14 protein-coding genes are annotated in these 17203 nt (G+C 63.5%); 9 read left to right on the top strand and 5 right to left on the bottom strand.

Annotated elements, in window-relative coordinates; genetic code table 11:
* Positions 1 to 346: 346 nt before the first annotated feature.
* Together ACFORO_RS10190 and ACFORO_RS10195 are read left to right on the top strand one after the other, a co-directional pair.
* A complete protein-coding gene (locus tag ACFORO_RS10190; RefSeq protein WP_377868443.1) occupies positions 347 to 1150 on the top strand; it encodes a hypothetical protein in 804 nt (267 codons plus the stop codon).
* A gap of 868 nt (positions 1151 to 2018) precedes the next feature.
* Positions 2019 to 3164, top strand: a complete 1146-nt coding sequence (locus tag ACFORO_RS10195) for a hypothetical protein (protein WP_377896532.1) — start codon at positions 2019 to 2021, stop codon at positions 3162 to 3164.
* Here ACFORO_RS10195 and ACFORO_RS10200 read toward each other — a convergent pair.
* Together ACFORO_RS10200 and ACFORO_RS10205 are read right to left on the bottom strand one after the other, a co-directional pair.
* Positions 3156 to 5093 carry a hypothetical protein gene (locus ACFORO_RS10200; RefSeq protein WP_377868444.1) on the bottom strand — a complete coding sequence of 646 codons (1938 nt, stop codon included), beginning with the start codon at positions 5091 to 5093 and terminating at the stop codon, positions 3156 to 3158. The two genes, ACFORO_RS10195 and ACFORO_RS10200, sit on opposite strands and share 9 nt — an antisense overlap.
* Before the next feature lie 67 nt (positions 5094 to 5160).
* Entirely contained in the window at positions 5161 to 6195 is a 1035-nt protein-coding gene (locus tag ACFORO_RS10205; protein ID WP_370935164.1) for a glycosyltransferase, read from the bottom strand.
* A gap of 259 nt (positions 6196 to 6454) precedes the next feature.
* Between ACFORO_RS10205 and ACFORO_RS10210 the strand changes: the two genes are divergently transcribed.
* On the top strand, positions 6455 to 7480 hold the full coding sequence (locus tag ACFORO_RS10210; protein WP_377868445.1) for a pentapeptide repeat-containing protein: 1026 nt from the start codon (positions 6455 to 6457) through the stop codon (positions 7478 to 7480).
* Between the two features lie 563 nt (positions 7481 to 8043).
* Here ACFORO_RS10210 and ACFORO_RS10215 read toward each other — a convergent pair.
* Both ACFORO_RS10215 and ACFORO_RS10220 read right to left on the bottom strand, forming a co-directional pair.
* Complete coding sequence (locus tag ACFORO_RS10215; RefSeq protein ID WP_377896535.1) at positions 8044 to 9060, bottom strand: NAD(P)H-dependent glycerol-3-phosphate dehydrogenase; 1017 nt, start codon at positions 9058 to 9060, stop codon at positions 8044 to 8046.
* Between the two features lie 187 nt (positions 9061 to 9247).
* Positions 9248 to 10600, bottom strand: a complete 1353-nt coding sequence (locus ACFORO_RS10220; protein ID WP_377868447.1) for a M16 family metallopeptidase — start codon at positions 10598 to 10600, stop codon at positions 9248 to 9250.
* A gap of 371 nt (positions 10601 to 10971) precedes the next feature.
* Here ACFORO_RS10220 and ACFORO_RS10225 point away from each other — a divergent pair, with 371 nt between their 5' ends.
* From ACFORO_RS10225 to ACFORO_RS10235, 3 genes are all read left to right on the top strand, one after another.
* Positions 10972 to 11262: a hypothetical protein gene (locus tag ACFORO_RS10225; protein ID WP_377868448.1), complete on the top strand. Its 291-nt coding sequence runs from the start codon at positions 10972 to 10974 to the stop codon at positions 11260 to 11262.
* Positions 11263 to 11334: 72 nt separating this feature from the next.
* Positions 11335 to 11607, top strand: a complete 273-nt coding sequence (locus ACFORO_RS10230) for a hypothetical protein (protein ID WP_377868449.1) — start codon at positions 11335 to 11337, stop codon at positions 11605 to 11607.
* A 36-nt stretch (positions 11608 to 11643) separates the two neighbouring features.
* Positions 11644 to 12096 carry a transposase gene (locus ACFORO_RS10235; protein ID WP_377868467.1) on the top strand — a complete coding sequence of 151 codons (453 nt, stop codon included), beginning with the start codon at positions 11644 to 11646 and terminating at the stop codon, positions 12094 to 12096.
* 64 nt (positions 12097 to 12160) lie between these two features.
* Here the strand turns inward: ACFORO_RS10235 and ACFORO_RS10240 are convergent, their stop codons facing one another.
* A complete protein-coding gene (locus ACFORO_RS10240) occupies positions 12161 to 13477 on the bottom strand; it encodes a M16 family metallopeptidase (protein ID WP_377868450.1) in 1317 nt (438 codons plus the stop codon).
* Positions 13478 to 14010: 533 nt separating this feature from the next.
* Between ACFORO_RS10240 and ACFORO_RS10245 the strand changes: the two genes are divergently transcribed.
* From ACFORO_RS10245 to ACFORO_RS10255, 3 genes are read left to right on the top strand one after another with little or no spacing between them, the layout of a single operon-like run.
* Complete coding sequence (locus tag ACFORO_RS10245; RefSeq protein WP_377868451.1) at positions 14011 to 15171, top strand: TfuA-like protein; 1161 nt, start codon at positions 14011 to 14013, stop codon at positions 15169 to 15171.
* The gene (locus ACFORO_RS10250) at positions 15164 to 16312 is read left to right on the top strand and encodes a YcaO-like family protein (protein WP_377868453.1); all 1149 of its coding nucleotides are present in this window, start codon (positions 15164 to 15166) and stop codon (positions 16310 to 16312) included. Before ACFORO_RS10245 ends, ACFORO_RS10250 begins: the two co-directional genes overlap by 8 nt.
* Positions 16309 to 17085: a class I SAM-dependent methyltransferase gene (locus tag ACFORO_RS10255; protein WP_377868454.1), complete on the top strand. Its 777-nt coding sequence runs from the start codon at positions 16309 to 16311 to the stop codon at positions 17083 to 17085. The genes ACFORO_RS10250 and ACFORO_RS10255 overlap by 4 nt, the downstream gene beginning before the upstream one ends.
* Positions 17086 to 17203 lie beyond the last annotated feature (118 nt).

The following is a 17203-nucleotide window of genomic DNA, read 5'->3' on the forward strand; positions in this document are numbered from 1 at the left end:
GGTCGTGGCAGCTGACGGGGCCCGCCAGCGCGAACCGGGGAGAAGCCTCACAGAGGAAACCCGCCCACAGGCGGCACGCATGAACTTCGCATAGACCGCCCGCCGGTCCTGGAGATCACGCTAGTTCTGACGTGCGTCTCCCTCCATCTGCGTCTGCAGACGTGCGCAACGCAACGAAATCAGCTGACCCCAAAACGGACTGACGCACGCGATCACCACAGTCAACCAGAGAGGAATCATCCGGGCTCGGGGCGACACCCGAATTCACCCGTCGCATCGACGGCCGGCCAGAGTTATCTCTTCGCATCCGGAGACGCAGCCACTCGCACGTTGCTATTTTCCCGTCATGATCCTCGCGCGCGTCATTGTCGCGGCCACACTCGTCCTGGCCGAACTGTGGAGCGTCCTGGCGATATTCTCCGTCGGTTTCGATTCCCGAAGAGGCAACCGGCGGTTGCGGTGGATCACCGGCGACGACGCGGAAACGGTCCGGGACCGGCACAGCCTGATGGCTCAACTCTCGATGATGGGCATCGTCAACACCGTTGCCGGCGCGGCGGCCGGGCTTGGTGCATCGATGTACGCGGCCAACAACCATCTGCAGTTCACCCAATCCGTGGTGCCGATCTTCATGATCGGCATGGCCGTGCTAGCGGTCCAGGCCAGCGGGCTGGTCGTCGGGCATTGGGCGTCACGGCCACGGCGGGCATGGATCACCAACCCGTTCGTCCTCGAAGCGACTTTGCGCCAATCCTTACGCGAAGGCCCCGTGCCCGACCACACGATCGACGAGTACGAACAGATACTCGAGAAACTGCGTTCAGAGACCTCCGTTCTTTTCCTGAAAAAGCCGATACCCTCGAAACGCTGGGCATCGCTTCTTCCGCTGCGGCGCGCGAGTGGCCTCCCTCGGGCAACCGTCCGCCGGAGGAGTGGGCGAAGCTCGTTCGGGCCGACCTCTCGCCGCAAGCAGTGTGGCGCTGGATCTGGGCCCGCCGGAAACTGGCCCTCGTCTGCCCGCTCTCGCTCGGCGTTCTGGCGTCTGCCGCTCTTGTCGGCCTGCGCGCGATCGCGGCCGACGGAGCATCCCCGGTGGTCATCGCAGTCGCCGTCGTGCTCTGCGGCTGGCACGTGCTCCTGGGCTTGCTGATGCACCGAGCCGCAACCGAAGAACTCGTGCTGGCAAACCGGACCCGGGCTCGGGAAAAGCACAAAATCGACGCGTGCGCTGCGCTGATCTGCGAGCTTAAGGCTGGGTCGAAACCACGACCGAAGGCAACGGAGCAGCCACCGGCGCGAACGATCCTCTCCGTCGGCCGGTGGCACCTCCTTCGGCGATGATCCAGAGAGCTCACGCCGTCGGATACCATCACGCCGACAACCTGACGACTCACTCCCTGGACGAATTGAGTGACTGGCCGACAACGCGTCTCGGTACCGATCGGAGACGAGGCATGGCGCTGGACCACCATGCCGCCGGAACGCACGGTGCTGCTCGCCGGGCACAACGTCACGACCTTCACCCGGTTGCTGGACATCGTCCCGGCATTCGAGAACGACGCTCGCGTCCAGCTGGTGGCCACCGACCTCGAAGCCGATCCCTTCCGGCACGGACTGGCGGCCGCCTTCGAACGCGCGGGAATCATCATCGTTTCGCGGAAACAAGCCAGGAAAACGCGGTTCGATCTCGCGATCAGCGCCAGTCACCACGGGAAATTACCCGCTGCCGCGGCGCGCCGAGTGATCTTGTCTCATGGGATTGGATATACTAAATATCCTCCGACCAGGGACCAGGGACCAGGGACCAGGGACCAGGGACCAGGGACCAGGGACCAGGGACCAGGGACCAGGGACCAGGGACCAGGGACCAGGGACCAGGGACCAGGGACCAGGGACCGTTCGGTCTGTCCCCGGAATGGCTGCTCGCCAAAGGCCGCCCGGTCGCCGATACGTTCGTCCTCTCTCACCCTGACCAGCTCCGCACGGTCGAAACGCTCGCTCCGGCCGCTCTGAGCGCCATGCTCGTCGCAGGCGATCCGTGCCTGGACCGCATTGTCGAGAGCCTGCCGCTGCGCGACCGGTACCGAGCCGAACTCGGCATCGGAGGACGCCGGCTGGTCGTCATCACCTCCACCTGGTCCCGGACCTCGCTGCTCGGCAAGCGGCCGGATCTCCCGCGCGAGCTCCTGTCCGAGTTGTCTCCCGATTCGTACGCCGTCGCTCTCGTGCTGCACCCGAACATCAGCCACGGCCACGGATTCGCCGCGGTCCGCCAGTGGTACGCCGACTGCCTCCGGTCCGGGATGCTCATCCTCGACGAGATAGACGGCTGGCGCGCCGGCCTGGTCGCGAGCGACGTGGTGATCGGCGACCACGGCTCGGTGACCGGATACGCGGCGGCGCTGGGCAGACCCGCCATCCTTGGTGCTTTCGACGATGTCCCGCCGGGAACGCCTATCGCGGCCCTCGGCGAGCTGGCTCCTCGCCTGCCGCTTGCCGGACCGTACGAGGGCACTATCGAAGCCGCGCTCGCCAGCCGCCTTTCCGACCGGTTCCAGCCCATCGCCCAGTTGGCCTCCGCAATGCCCGGCGAGTCTCTTTCGGCCCTGCGCCGACACTTCTACTCGCTGATGAAGCTGTCCGAACCGAGCACCGAGGTCTCCGTGGCAGCCGTGGCGGCCAAGAATCTCGCAACTCGCGGCCCCGCGGCCGGAGCGCACTTCGTGTCCGGAGAAGCCGACGTCGAGGCCCGCACGGTCCAGCTGGCCCGCCGTGCCGCGGAAGTGCAGCGCACGGAGTTCGGCGGTGCGGCAGACGTCCATGTGAACTGCTCGGTGGACTATCCGATCCGGTCCCTGCGAACGAGCGCGGCTGTGCTGAACTCACGCCCGGGCGACGAAGGCACCGACAGCGAGCAGTGGCACGCCGCGCTATTCGCCCGGTATCCGAGCTGCGCCGTCAGCTCGCTGTCCTCCGAAGGCAAGGCCGACGTGCGGCTCCGCTCGGGACCCGCACTGACGCTTCGTGCACCCGGAGTCGCGGGCGAGGTACTTGCATCGATCCCCTACATATGGGCGAATGCAGGAACGGACGCACTCGCCGGGGCCGTCGAACTGACCCTCGACGGCCGGACTCACCGGGTGGAAATAGAACACTCAGGCTGAGCTCGGCTCTCCTCGCAGCCGGGCGGCCTGCTCCCGGAAATCCGCGGCTTCCGCCGCACGGCCTTCCGATGCCGCCAGCTCGGCCAGCGCCTCGACCGCATCGGCGGCGAGCTTGACCATCAACGACCTCTCGAACAGACCCGCCGCGCGCGACCAGTGCGCTTCGGCAGCTCGCAGGTCCGCGGCCTGAGCAGCGATGTCCCCGAGCAGCTTCTCGCACCTCGCGACGTTGGGCAGATCTTTCTCGTGCGCGATGAAATAATCCCGCGCTGCCGTCGCCGCCGGCCGGGCCTCGTCGAGTTGCCCCTGCTTGAACGCCACCCTTCCGTCGTGCATCGACAGCAGCGCCCTGGCCCGCGACTCGTCGTGCGAGTCGCCCATGAGCGGAACCGCGGCCAGTGCCTGCCGGAAGTAGCCGCGAGCTTCTTCCGCCCGGCCAAGACGTTCGCAGGCGAGTCCGAGCCATTCCAATGCGCTGGCGGTGCCAGGGGCGTGCCCGGATTCAGCAGCCGCGCGTGCGTGCGACAGCGATTCCTCTCCCTCGGAGAGGTCCTCGTACAGTCCGGCCAGGTCGCGATGAAGCTGCCACCGCACCGCGGGCGTGTTGTCGAAGTCGAGCGCACGCGTGTAGAGATCGACCAGTTCCGCCGCACGACCGGTTTGATAGCCGAAGGAGTAGAGCGCCGTCGGCACCGCGGCCGCCAAGTCGGCCCGGCCGAGATCAGCGCACATGCGGGCGGCCGCGACCAAGTTGTCCCACTCGAGGTCGAACTCCTGAGCTGCTTCTTCCGCGCTGCCGGGATAGGGCTCTGCGGCAAAGGAAAGCATCCGGACCGGTTCCGGCGTCTTACGGGCGGCGTAAGCGCTGTCGAGCGCCATCGCCCTGGCCGCGAGCCAGAACACGGAACGTTCCCGTGCTTCCTGGCTGTCGTCCGAGGCTTCCTTGTGCGCAAGTTCCTGCGCGTGTTCCCGGATCAGCTGATGGAACCCGTACCGCCCGGCCCGCCGGTTTTCGAGCAGGCATGCCTGGCTCAGTCCGGCCAGCCTGTTTCGGGCGTCCTTAGGCGAGCACCGGAGCACCTCCGCTGCGACCGGCACCCCGAAATCCGTGCCGGGGACGAGGCTCAGCACCCGGTAGTCCCGCTGCCGGTCTTCGTCGAGATCCTGGTAGATGGCGTCGAAAACGCCTCGGACGGACAGCTCCCCGCCCTGTTCGAGATCGGCGAGAGCCAGGTCGTCCACGAACGCTTGCGGGTCGTCGTCGCCCCCTACGACCCGGCTCGCGCCTACTGCCAGTGCGAGCGGAAGCCCGGCGCATTTTCGCCACAACGCGTCGATCACGCTCTCCGCGACGGCGTGCGGGTCGCCGGCGAACGCATTCACCAGTTTCGCGGTCGCTTGGCGGTCGAACGGATCCAGGGCTACCCGGCTGAACCCGCGGAAACGAAGCGCGTCCAGCTTCCCTCGGCTCGTCACGAGCACGGCCGCTTGCGATACGTCGCCGAGAAGCCCGTCGAGCTGCTCGGCGGCCTTCAGGTCGTCGAGCACGATCAGCAGCCGCTTGCCCGCCGCGGTTCCCCGCGCGACGGCGAGCCGGTCGGCAGGTGCGCCGGGGATCTCCGCGTACGGGACGCCCAGCTGGACGAGGAGCTGCCGGGCAAGGTCGGCGGCGGGCACCATGCCCTGCGGGTCGGAGCCGCGCGCGTCGAGGAACACGCCTCCGTCGGGATAGTGCTCCCGCAACTCGTAGGCGGCATGGACAGCCAGCAGCGTCTTCCCCATGCCCCGGGCGCCGGCGAGCTGGAGCAGGACGCCCTCGCCGGCCTTACCGGCCCGGATGTCCTGGATGCGGGCGATTTCGCTGTCCCTGTTGACAAAAGGCAACGGGCGCGGCGGCAACGACCACGGTGCGGCTGACTGAACGGCCACGCTTTGTCCCTCCCCTGGCGACAGTGCCCTCGACCTTATCGGGTCCAGCCCACGTTCTGTGATCGAATCAGCACACAGGCGCGAGATCAGCCAGCGCGACGAGCCGGTCAGCTGCTTCCGCGACGGAAGGTGCGGCCTCGACGAGTGCGCGCAACTGCCGTGCACCGCCGATGACGGCGTCGTCAGCCCGTAGCCGCTCGGTTTGCCGGGCCAGCGAAGTTCCAGCGTCGAGCAGCCTTCCGGCACCGAGTTCGATCACCCGGCGGGCCGTCCGGCGTTGCTCCCCGCTGCGTGGCGCGAAGAGCATCGGAACACCGGCTGCGGCAGCTTCCAGGACGGAATTCATTCCCCCGTGGGTGAGCAGCGCCGAAGCTCGGCGCAGCAACTTCTCCTGCGGAATGCTCGAAGCCAGGATCACGTTGCCCGGAACCGGGCCCACTGCCGCCGGCTCGGTTCGCCCGGTGGAGAGAACCACATCCCATGGTGTGCCGCGGAACGACTCGGCGATCCACCGCAACATGCCTGGCCGACGCCCGAACACAGTGCCGAAAGAGACCACCAGAAGCTTCCGGCCCGCCAAGCGATGGTAGGGGAATTCCTCCCCCGGCACCGGGAAACCGCCGTGCAATGGTGCGACGAACCGTGCCCGCCGGGACGGAGCGGCCAACGCCGGGAGGCCGTTGACGAGTGCCGGCGCGGCGCACCGCGGCGCCGACGACGAAGTCGTCCACAACCAGATCCGCCGGCCGCTCCGGGACAGTCGGCGCAGCCACCTCGCATGCGGGTCCAGGAGCACCGCCGACGGAGGGAACGCCGCGACCTCACGGTCAAAAACCGCCTGCATCTCCAGCGCCGTCCGGCGACGCCGCACGGCGGCAGCACGTCTCGCGGCCAGATCCGAGCGGGACCAGCCCGGCGGTACCCGAGCTCCTTCGTCCGAGCCGATCACCACCGGGACCACCCCGGCGGCAGCCACGGCCCGGGCATGCGGCGGCGGCACGATCATCCGAACCGGAATCCGCCGCCGGGCCAGTTCCGCGCCCATCCGGAGAAACGGAGCAATGTGGCCCCGGGCCGGGTACGGGACGAGAATAATGCTCATCGCCCTCGCCGAGCCCTGACAACCAGCGGGGAAAGAGCGACCGAGTTCCTCGAACCGGAGGCGGCAAGAACCGGATGGACGACCGCGCCGCTCGTGGCCGAACGGAAAACACCGATTCTCGAAACCGGGGCAGCTACCGTTCCCGCATGCTTCTTCGCCATCGATCGCGCCTCCCCGCGCCCGGTCGAACACCGGATGCCGATCTTGCCGAAACCGCCCTGCGAAAGCAACGCAGCACGCCATACGGTGGAATATCCCCATGCAGATCCGATTCTGGCGCAGCGTGGGGATCGCCGCCGCAATAGTCGTCGTGCTCGGCGCGGTGGAATGGCTCTTCGCGGTTCCCCTCGCCGAACGAGCCGTCGGTCCGCAACGGCCGGACATGTCGAGCGCCGAGTGGCTGACCGCGGTCAACAACGCCCGGTCGTCGCTCCTCACCGGGCTGAACGTGGGCGCGGGCATCGCCACCGCCGGGCTGGCCTTCCTGCGCTACTCGCTTGACCGGCAAAAGCAGCGCCTGGACGAAGACAAGCACGTCGTCAGCCAGTTCGACTCCGCATGGAGCAGGCTGGGCTCGGACGACCCGGCCATCCGCGCCAACGCCGTGCGCACGCTCGCCAGGCTGATGATCGACTTCGAGCGGGACCGCCCGAGCGTTGTCCGGTCGATCTGCGATCTCCTTCGCCAACGCGCGACCGCGGCCGCCGAAGGCACCCGCCCCGACCCGGACGTCGTCGCAGCCGTCGACGCCCTCCGCGAACGTCCCGACAACGGTCAGACCGACCCGCTGGACCTCGCCGGTGTGAAGCTGACCGGTGCCGACCTGACCGGTGCGAACCTCCGAGGGACCATCTGCGATGAGGGCACCGTCTTGTCGCGCGCGAAACTCACCAGCGCGGACCTCACCGGCGCGACGCTCGCTCTCGTCGATCTGCGCGACGCAGTGCTCAACTCGGCGAAGCTGGAGAACGCCACGCTGGACGGGGCCAAACTGCCGAACGCACGCCTCGCCGACGCGATCGCCACCGGCGCGTCCTTCGCCGGAGAAGCAGACCTGCGCGGAGCCGACCTCTCCCGGGCCGACTTCCGCAATGCCAACCTCAGCCGCGCCCGCCTGCGCGGAGCGACCCTGGACCGTACCGACCTGACCGGAGCAGACCTCACCGAAACCGACCTGACCGGGACGGACCTCAGCACCGCTGTCGGCCTCACCGCCGCCGCACTCAAGAGCGCAGCGGCGGATATGTCGACCATTCTGCCGCCAGAACTGCGCGGGCGGCTTTGAACAGCATCCGGCGTGCATTCCACCAGCCATTACCCGCTTTCCTGGCCTCGGCGGACGTGTTACCGCCATCTTGCGCTGCAGGTCTTCCTCGGTGCTGGCCAGCAGCGGAAACGAATGGCGTCGAAGGCCGAGCCGATCGAGGCTTGGCACCTAGTCAGTTCTGATCGTGCAGATCTCCGGCGGTGCCGGATGAGCAGTAGCGGGTTGGCGTCGATGGCCGCTCGCAGCAGCACAGCGAACTGCGCGGTTTGCTGTGCCATTGCCCGACCCCGGTGGACAGCCGGCCGACAATCGGTCGCTGTTAGGCCGGCGAGTCCACGTTCATTGCATCTCGGACACACAGGAAAGCGAGCACACCACGAAGGAACAGCGCGCCGCCGCGCACGGCACACACCGCCGGAAGATACAACGCTAACCGCGTGCAGCGGTCGATCGCAGTCGCGACCGGGCAGCCCGCCTCCAGCAGCGATTCCGGCAGGGCAAGCAGGCGTGCGCAACGCGGGATGAGCTGCGCGAGAGGATCCCACGCAGCCACCAGGCTCAAGAGAGCGGAGATAACCCCCTTACTGCTCTGCATCGTCGCGTTCTGGCTTCACTGATCGTCCCATCAGATCCTCAATTGCATTCTGGGTAGTCATCCGTTCTTCAATTATAGCGACAACAGCGGCAGTGATTGGCATCTCGACTCCGCGATTTCTAGCCAATTCAACAACCGCCTTTGCGGAAGAAACTCCTTCGGCGGTCTGCTTCGTCATAGAAATAGCCTGGGAAATCGACATACCTTCGCCGAGCTTGACGCCAAGTGCGTGGTTTCGAGAGAGCGGTGACGCGCAAGTAGCGACAAGGTCACCCACGCCAGCAAGCCCTGCAAGCGTTTGCGACTCGGCACCCATAGCCGCCGCGAGTCGAGCCGTTTCTGCCAAGCCTCTGGTCACAAGGGTCGCCTTGGCATTTTCACCAAGGCCGCAGCCTTCAGCTATACCCGTCGCCAACGCGATCACATTCTTGACCGCCCCGCCGATCTCACAGCCAATAAGGTCAGCACTGGTATATGGGCGGTAGTATGGCGCGTGACACATTTTTTGCAGTTCAACAGCAACAGTGCCATCGGCACACGCAACCACGCCTGCTGCAGGTTGTCGGGCTACAATCTCCCTGGCGAGATTCGGTCCAGAGATAACGGCAATTTGCTTCGGGTCGCAACCCGCAACCTCGGCGATCACCTGACTCATCAACTTTCCCGTGCCCAACTCGACACCCTTGATAAGCGAAACCAGCGTAGCCTTTGAATCCAAGAACGGAGCCCAAGCCGCAAGGTTCGCACGCAGAGTTTGCGCAGGGGTGCATAAAAAAATCGCATCAGCACCACTGGAGGCTTCCTCCGGGTCGGAGGTCGCCTTAATTCCCCCAGGAAGCGTAACCCCTGGAAAGTAGTACGGATTGCAGGAGCTGCCATTAATCGCGTCAACTACCTCCAGACGGCGTCCCCATAGGGAGACCTCGCAGCCGGCATCGGCGAGAATCATCGAGAAGGCCGTCCCCCAGGACCCAGCCCCGAAGACCGCCGCACGTAGTGACATGGCCACTCCTAGATCATTTCGTCCCAATTTGTCGAATGTCGACAAATTATTTACCACAACATGCATTGCCCGTAGACCGATTTTACCATGCCTGCGGACGTCGTTTGATTGACCCGCATCATACAACGCGACTCAGAGACATTGATCCGATCTCCGACCCGCCTGCTGAACTGAACCCGTCTCATAGTCACAGGCCGAGCTTCGCAAGCCCTGCCCCGATAACCGAGACATCACCTTCGACTGCGACCATGAGGCGGCCAGGGTGCAGCGCGTTCCGGATTGCCGCGTTGACCTCACCGAGGGAGACGTGCAGCATGCCCGCGTGCTCCTGGGTGACGTAATCGGTGGGCAGGTCGTGACGTACTATTTCGACGAGGTGTCCGCCCACTTCAGCTGCGGTCTGCAGCCCAATTGGCGTGGCACCGGCGAGATACGCGCGCGCCACCTCAAATTCTTCACCGGTCGCGCCATCGTCGACGAACTCTTCAATAATACGCAGGGCATCCATCACGGCGGCACTCGTCTTATCGGTGCGGACTTCGGAAGTGACCGCGAAAAAGCCCGATGGGCGGGTAAAATCAAACCCGGCGTAAACGCCATAGGTATAGCCTTTTATCTCGCGCAACTCTTGGTTGAGCCGTGAAGAGATCGTGCCACCAAGAATTGTCGAGCCGATGTTAATTGCCATCACATCCAAGCCGAGTTCCGCGGCTCGGTGTCGGCTCGGTGCCGCGTGTCCGATGCGAACATTACTTTGCACCGCTCCAGGGCGGTCCTTGACGACCAGGCGCGACAACCTGTCAGTCACGGGGGTGGGCGCGGCGAAAGGTTCGTTTGCGGTGGACGGCAGATCGCCGAGTACAGTACTAGCTAGCCCCTCAATGTCGAGACAGTTGAGATCGCCTACGACCAGCAGTGAACCGGCCCTGCGCAGATGCGTGGCATACCAGGAGCGAACCGACTCTGGCGTGATTGAAGCGACAGAACTGGCGTCGCCTCCGACAAAACGACCGAGGCGGTGGTCGTCGCCATACAGTGCACTGCGGAAAGCCAAGTTTGCGCGCCGCCCGGGACGGGCACTGGCCTTACGTTTTCCCGCTGCCAGGTCGGCTAGGAACCGCTCAGTGTCACGATCAGTGAATGCCGGTTCGTAGACCGCTTCAGCCAACAAATCAGCAGCTGCGCGAGCCTCAACGGCTGGCACCTCGACACTGACTTGGACCGATTCCCAGTCGGTGGCCGCTTTCCACTTCCCGCCGAGGGACTTGACGGCGGTGCCGAACTCGTCAGCGCTACGTCGCTCCGATCCTTCGTCAAGCATCGACGCTGTCGCGCGGGCCAGTCCGTCGAGACCGTCCGGATCGCACAAGGCACCAGATCCGATCAGCAGGCCAATCCAGGCCATCCGCTGGCCGGGCATGTGAGCCGCGAGGACGCGTCGACCGTCAAGCGACAGGTCGCGCACTTCAGGAAAGGTGTACGGGCGCAGCGCAACGCTCGTAGGCCTTGGCGAGAGGTAGCTGGGTACCGAGGAAGTCATGTCAGAGGCTCCTGTCTGCTTCGCTGGCTCCACGGGGCTGGGAAGATGGTGTGGCCCGCTCGGTAAGCCGGTAGACCCGTGATGCTGTGAGAGCTCGAATGTCAGAACGACGATGGAGGTGTGCTTCGGGACTACGGTTAGTCGCCAGTTCGGCGGGTGCCCGCCAGCAGAGCACGTGTGTCAGTTTCGTAATTTCGCGCGGCCTCTCCGGGCGGCGCACCATGTTCGGCTGGTTACGAAGCGGTGAGCTATGGCGGGATGCAGGCGCGCGACGAGGTGCTGTACCTGCGGGCGGCCGGGGGTGGATGTCGGCAAGAGGTTCGTGGTGGCGTCCGTGCGCCCCCCCAGATCCGAGGCGGGCGGGCCGCTGGGTGTTGGAGCCCGAGCGGTTCGACACCAGAACCGAGGCAACCCGGCGGCTGCGCGACTGGCTGACCGAGCGCGCTGCGGAGGTCATCACCCTGGAGGCCACGTCGGATTACTGGCGTGCGGTGTACTACCCGCGGCAAGACGCCGGGCTGAACCTGATCCTGGTTAATCCCGCGCACCTGCGCAGGATCCAGGTCCGCAAGACCGGCCTGTCCGATCCGGCGTTTCTGGCCCGGGCTGCGGCGTCCGGGATGGTGATGGCCTCGTTCGTGCCCGAACGCGTGGTGCGCTAGCTGCGGGATCTGACCCAGCGCCGCACCGAGATTCGCGCCAGGGGCAGGGAGATCCATCGGCTGGAGAAGGAGTTGGAGGACAGGGGAGGCAAACTGACCAACGCACTCTCCGACGTCACCGGAGCCAGTTCCCGGCGCATCCTGACCGCGTTGATCGATGGCGAGCGCGCCCCGGCGCGGCTGACCGAGCTCACCGTCGGCCACGCCCGTGCCAAGATCGATGCGCTGACCACAGCATTGGGAAGCACCTTCACCGGCCATCACGCGCTCATGTGCCGCCTCTTCCTCGATCAGATCGACCGCCTCGCTGGCGGAGTCACTGAAATTCGCGATCGGATCGCCTAGCTGCTGCGCGGCTGGGACCTGAGCTACCTCGATTCCATTCCCGCGGCCGACCGCACCGCCGCCGAGATCATCATCTCCGGGACCGGCGAGAATATGGCCGCGTTCGCCACCGCCGGAGACCTCGTCTCCTGGATCCGGGTGTGCCCCTGCGTGAACGAATCGGCCGGCATGAACACAACCAGCCACACCCTCCACGGCAACGCCAACCTCAAACACATCCTGCGCAAGGCCGCGACCAAACAGACGGGCTCCTACTACGCCGTCTACTACCGCCGCATCGCCGCCCGCCGCGGACACCAACGCGCCCTGGCCGCCGTCATGCACAAACTCGCCATCGCCGTCCGGGACGTGCTCACCGACAACGTCACCCACCACGACCTCGGCGCCGAGTACTACACCCGCCGCAACCTCCAACGCGCCGTGCGCCAGATCGTCAAGCAGGACTACGCCTTCGGCCTCACCGTTCGCTTCGACCCGATCCCCGCCTGACGCCAAACCGGCCCCCTCGCCTAAACAAGAACAGCGTGTCACGTTCATCCTCGTGTCAGGCCCCTTACGCAAGCGCAGACGGATGGAAGGCGAGAGTGATTCGGTTGGATGGTGGGAAGACACGAACCGCGGCCTCGCGAACGTCGTCGATTGTCACAGCGAGCAGCTCCGGCAGCAGTTCTCGGACTTTCGTGGCGTCGCCGAAAAGTGTGGCGAATCTTCCGAGCTGGTCAGCGCGCGAGGCTACAGTCGACAGCATCCGCGACTGGTTGGCCACGAGCACCGACTTAGCTTCATTGAGTTCCGCCTGGGTGACACCGTCGCGGGCGACTGACTCGCACACGTCGAAGTACGCCTGCTCGAGTTCAGGCAAGGGCACCGTCGAACCGTCGGTGCCGGCCTGGGGAGTCGCCATACCGATTAAGATCGATTCATGCCAGGCGTGCTGCCAGGCCCGAAGATACTCGCCTCCGGCCTGCGCAAGCCGCCGTTCGATCACCAGCTCACGGTACAGGCGTGAGGCGCGCCCGCTACCGAGAACGGCGCACAGAACCTCTTCTGCGGCCGAGCCGGGTCGCCCGAACTGAGTGGCACGGAACGCGAAGAATAGACGGGGCAGCGGCACGGCCTCCCTTAGCTCGACGCGCTGAGGCGCGCCGAATTGCGGAGACAATGCAGGAACCACAGCCGCAGGTGCCCGGGTTCGAGCCGGAATACCACCAAAGTATTTGGCAGCAAGGGCACGAACCTCAGCGGGGTCGGTGTCTCCAACAACGCTGAGCACTGCATTGTCAGGAGAATAAAATGACTCATAGAAGTGCACGAAGTCGCTGAGTTCAGCCCGCGAGAGATCGCTCATCGAACCGATTATCGAATGGTGGTAGGGGTGGCCCACGGGGTACGCTAGCTCACCGAGTCGCTCGAACCAGTTTCCATAGGGCACATCATCGTAGCGCTGGCGGCGCTCGTTCTTAACGACCTCGCGCTGGTTGTCCAGGGTCTCTTGGCAGAGGGCTAGTGCACCCATCCGGTCAGCCTCGAGCCACAGCGCCGTCGCCAAGCTGCCGCTCGGCACGGTCTGAAAGTAGGTCGTGCGGTCAGGTCGAGTGGTGGCATTAATACCGCTGCCTCCCACCGACTGCAGCACACTAAAATGCTCACCCTTGCCGACCTGCGCGCTGCCCTCAAACATCAGATGCTCGAACAGGTGTGCAAACCCATGTTGACCCGTCAACTCGTGTCGCGAACCCACGTTGTACCAAAGGTTGACTGCGACGATCGGTACCGTGTGGTCCTCGCAGACAACCAGTCGAAGGCCATTTTCCAGGCTCAACTGTTCGATCGGCCAGTCGAAGCCTGAGCCTGCGTCAGTTACACCCACCACTTCCCCTTCCGTCCGAATTATGTGCATCGCGGTGTTTGTCACTACTTACTGCCAACCACACCTTGTACCGCGATCACCCAGGTGGCAGATACGTTGCCTTTCAACAAGTAGAAACTACTACCGGCCGTAACGGTTCAAGGCTCGGATGCCATTGTATTAGGCACTACCTACGGCGGTAAGTGGTTGCATCCCATGGTGTCGAGCGTGTAACTTCGACCACGCCCGGGCTTAAGTGGTTGAGAAACAACCCGAAGGGGAATGATGGAGTCCAAGTCGGTTGCATTTAACAAGCCAGACTCGTTCTCGGATGCAGAGATGGACAATGATCTGGTAGAACTCGAAGCTATCATCGAGGACGTCTCGGAGTAGAAGCAAGTCGGGTGGCTTTCTTTCCAGCTAGCGCAACAGGAAAGAAAGCCACTCTTCATTTTGCAGTCTGGAGACCACTTGTGATACACGTGTTTGTGGGACCGACACTGCCACGCCTTGAGCCACTGCTGAATCAGCCTGCCGTGCGAGTACGACCACCAGTGCAACACGGCGACCTGTTTGACCCCGCCATTTGTAGCGGAGATTCCATCGTCATCGTCGACGGGGTCTACCATCAACGTCCAGCATTGCGACACAAAGAGATTCTTGCAGCTATCGGTTCAGGAATCCGCGTAATTGGCGCTGCGAGCATCGGCGCCCTCCGCGCAGCTGAACTTGCACCTTTTGGAATGCTTGGAGTAGGCAGGGTCTACGCAGCGTATGCCAGTGGTGAGATCTACGGCGATGACGAGGTTGCGGTAGGGCAGAGCCCAGACGGCCGTCACGCGTTGACATGGCCACTCGTCAACGTGAGACGCGTCCTGGACCTAGCCTTGTCGGCAGGGGTATTGGATTCGAAACGAACCTCGAAACTGTTGGCGAAGCTGCGAGAGGTGTTCTATCCGCAACGCACCCTGCATGCCATTCGGGCAATCGCCAGAATGGCCAACGAGATGGACTTCTTTCACTGGTTCACAGAACAACGCGAACAGGATCCACACTTCGGTGACGTCAAACGATCGGACGCCCTGACTGCTATTCGAGCCGCGACGACCAGAAACCTTCCGCAGGTCATTCACGGCACAACAGTATGGAATACCAGCTGCTTTCAACAGTGGGCTAACACGTTTTCTCACGTTCAAGTCGATGAATTTGATCTATTTACCGAGGATCGAATCCTATATCAGCAGATATTCGATCCCAATTTCTCGGGCAAGTGGCGTGAATATCTCAATTATCGGTGGAGGCAATCTCCGGAAGATGCTTCGGGCATCTCGCTTGATGAACACGCGAGGCGCGTCACCAGCGGACACCTGTCTGCTTATCAGGTATTTCATCCGACTGTCGATGTCCGCGACGAAGTTATAGTTTCGATATTGCTCGACGACGAGACTCCACAGGATCGCGCCGCGGTATCCGCATACTCAGATGCTTTAGCAGCAGAGCGCATGCGTCGTCCCGGCTTCATGACATCCTCGATACGCAATGACCTCACCCGCGATACCCTCCTCCGCATATGGAGATGCACAGACGCGCGTTTCGACGCCAGCGCCGCTAGCCGGGGACTGAAGTCTGGCGTGCGCGCTACGGAAGCGGCCAAGCGGTTCATTCCTGGATTCCTCTCCGAGATGAAGGAACGAAGGAAGGAATTGAATGGTTAACACTGACAGTCTTGTCACATTGCAGGGCACAGTGCGCGCTGCCTCTCCGCAGCAGACATGGGAATCGATCGCCGACCGACTATTGGAATTCGGAATCTCTCGTGTCTCCCGATTGACTGGACTCGACAACATTAACATACCCGTATGGGCAGCGACCCGCCCAGCATCACTTACTCTGAGCGTCTCTCAAGGCAAAGGTGCCGACGATCTGCTAGCGAAACTGTCCGCCGTCATGGAAGCGATCGAGCTTTGGCATGTGGAACAGCCATTGCCAGTGATCGCAGTTGGCACAGCTGCAGATGTTGAGCCGGGGTATCCCATCTCCGGACTGCCGATGAGCGTCCAATATCCCGAACGAATAGCGTCACGCATTACCTTCGAGTGGACTGCCGGCACGACCGTTGTACACGGAAGTGGCACGCTCATTCCAGTTGACCTGATTCGACGCCCTATCCAAAGGCACGAATGGTCTCCCGCGCTGCTGCGCGCAACCACTACTGGTCTAGCGTGCGGGAACACGCGAAACGAGGCATTGCTGCACGCCTTGTTTGAGGTAGTTGAGCGAGACGCCCTGTATCGCGACAGCATGGTTGACGGGGCACTTCGTACACCGGTCGATCCAGAGTCCGTGGACGACGCATACGGCCAAGACATTATCGGAAAATTTACCGCTGCAGATATGCAGATCGAACTCGCACTAGTGCGCAATCCCTACGATCTCCCAGTGTGCCTGGCGTATCTTTTTTCGGAAGACTTTCCGGTGGCATTCGCCGGGAGTGGATGCCACTCTGACCCAGCTATTGCACTAACGCGCGCGATGACCGAGGCGGCCCAGTCGCGCCTGACAGCTATTGCGGGCACACGCGACGATCTTCCGAGCGACTTTGGTTCCTTCAATGCGCCTGCATTCTTCTCTGGCTCACAAAGCGGACGTGCGCCATGGAGGACAGCGACCTGCGACTATGAGGCGATTCGAACTGGGTTCGGTGACCAAGTGGCTGATATTGCTAGCAGATTAATGCGCTTCACTGGCCATGAACCGCTAGCTCTGGATCTTTCTTCGTCTCCCGGCCCGATTGTCGCGGTACAGGTTGTCTGCCCCGGCACCGCCTCGCGCATCACCAGGACGATGCGCCGATGACGCATTCGGCTCCTGTCGCCTGTCCTGCGATCGCGCGGATGGCGGTCTGTGATGCGTTCCACGCCGCACGGGCTGGTACCTCACTGGTTTCGCGTCTGTACGCCGAAGCCATGGGTGACGAATACCCTGAAGAAGTGGGTCCCTACAGCTCCTGTGACTGGTCACTGCTGGGTCTCTTAGTCACGCGCCTCAAGCTCCGCCCTGGTCAACTGCTCGTCGACGTCGGGTGTGGCACGGGAGGTGTCGGACTGTGGTTGGCTCGCGCCTTAAATGTTCGACTCGTTGGCATAGACCTGTCGCCTTTTGCCGTTTCGTTCGCTGCCACTCGGCGTACCAGTTTCAATGTACCCGAGAATAGCGCGAATTTCCATGTGGCTACGATGGAAGCTACTGGGTTAGCGACCGGTTGCGCTCAAGGTGTCCTGTGCATAGATGCTCTGGGGTTTGCCGCTAACCGTGCACAAGTGCTTAGCGAGCTCGGTCGGACGGTCGCACCTGGCGGAAGGCTCATCCTCACGACTGTGCGCCGCGACGGGCAAGATTCAATAGATCGTGATTCCATCGATGCCGCCCTCGAAGTGGAAGATGTGGATGACCGTCCTGCTGAGCCCAAGATGTGGAAGAAACTTTACGATCTGTGGATCAGCCATGAACGCGAACTGCGCCGTGAGCTTGGCGACCGCCAAGCAGCGAACATGTTGCGAGAGGCGCATCGGAAAGCGCCCATGCTTGCCCAACGCCACGCGGTCCTGGTGACACTCCGTGCGCGCTGAATGAACAAATGACCCAATTCCCTACAGCGTTCGGAGACTCCCGAGGCCGCTATGTCTAGGTCGGCGAATCGCTGGCATATTTGTTGTGGGACTACCAGCGTGCCACAAATCCGAATCC

This window comes from Amycolatopsis halotolerans, assembly GCF_042647905.1.
GTDB classification, from domain to species: Bacteria; Actinomycetota; Actinomycetes; order Mycobacteriales; family Pseudonocardiaceae; genus Amycolatopsis; species Amycolatopsis halotolerans.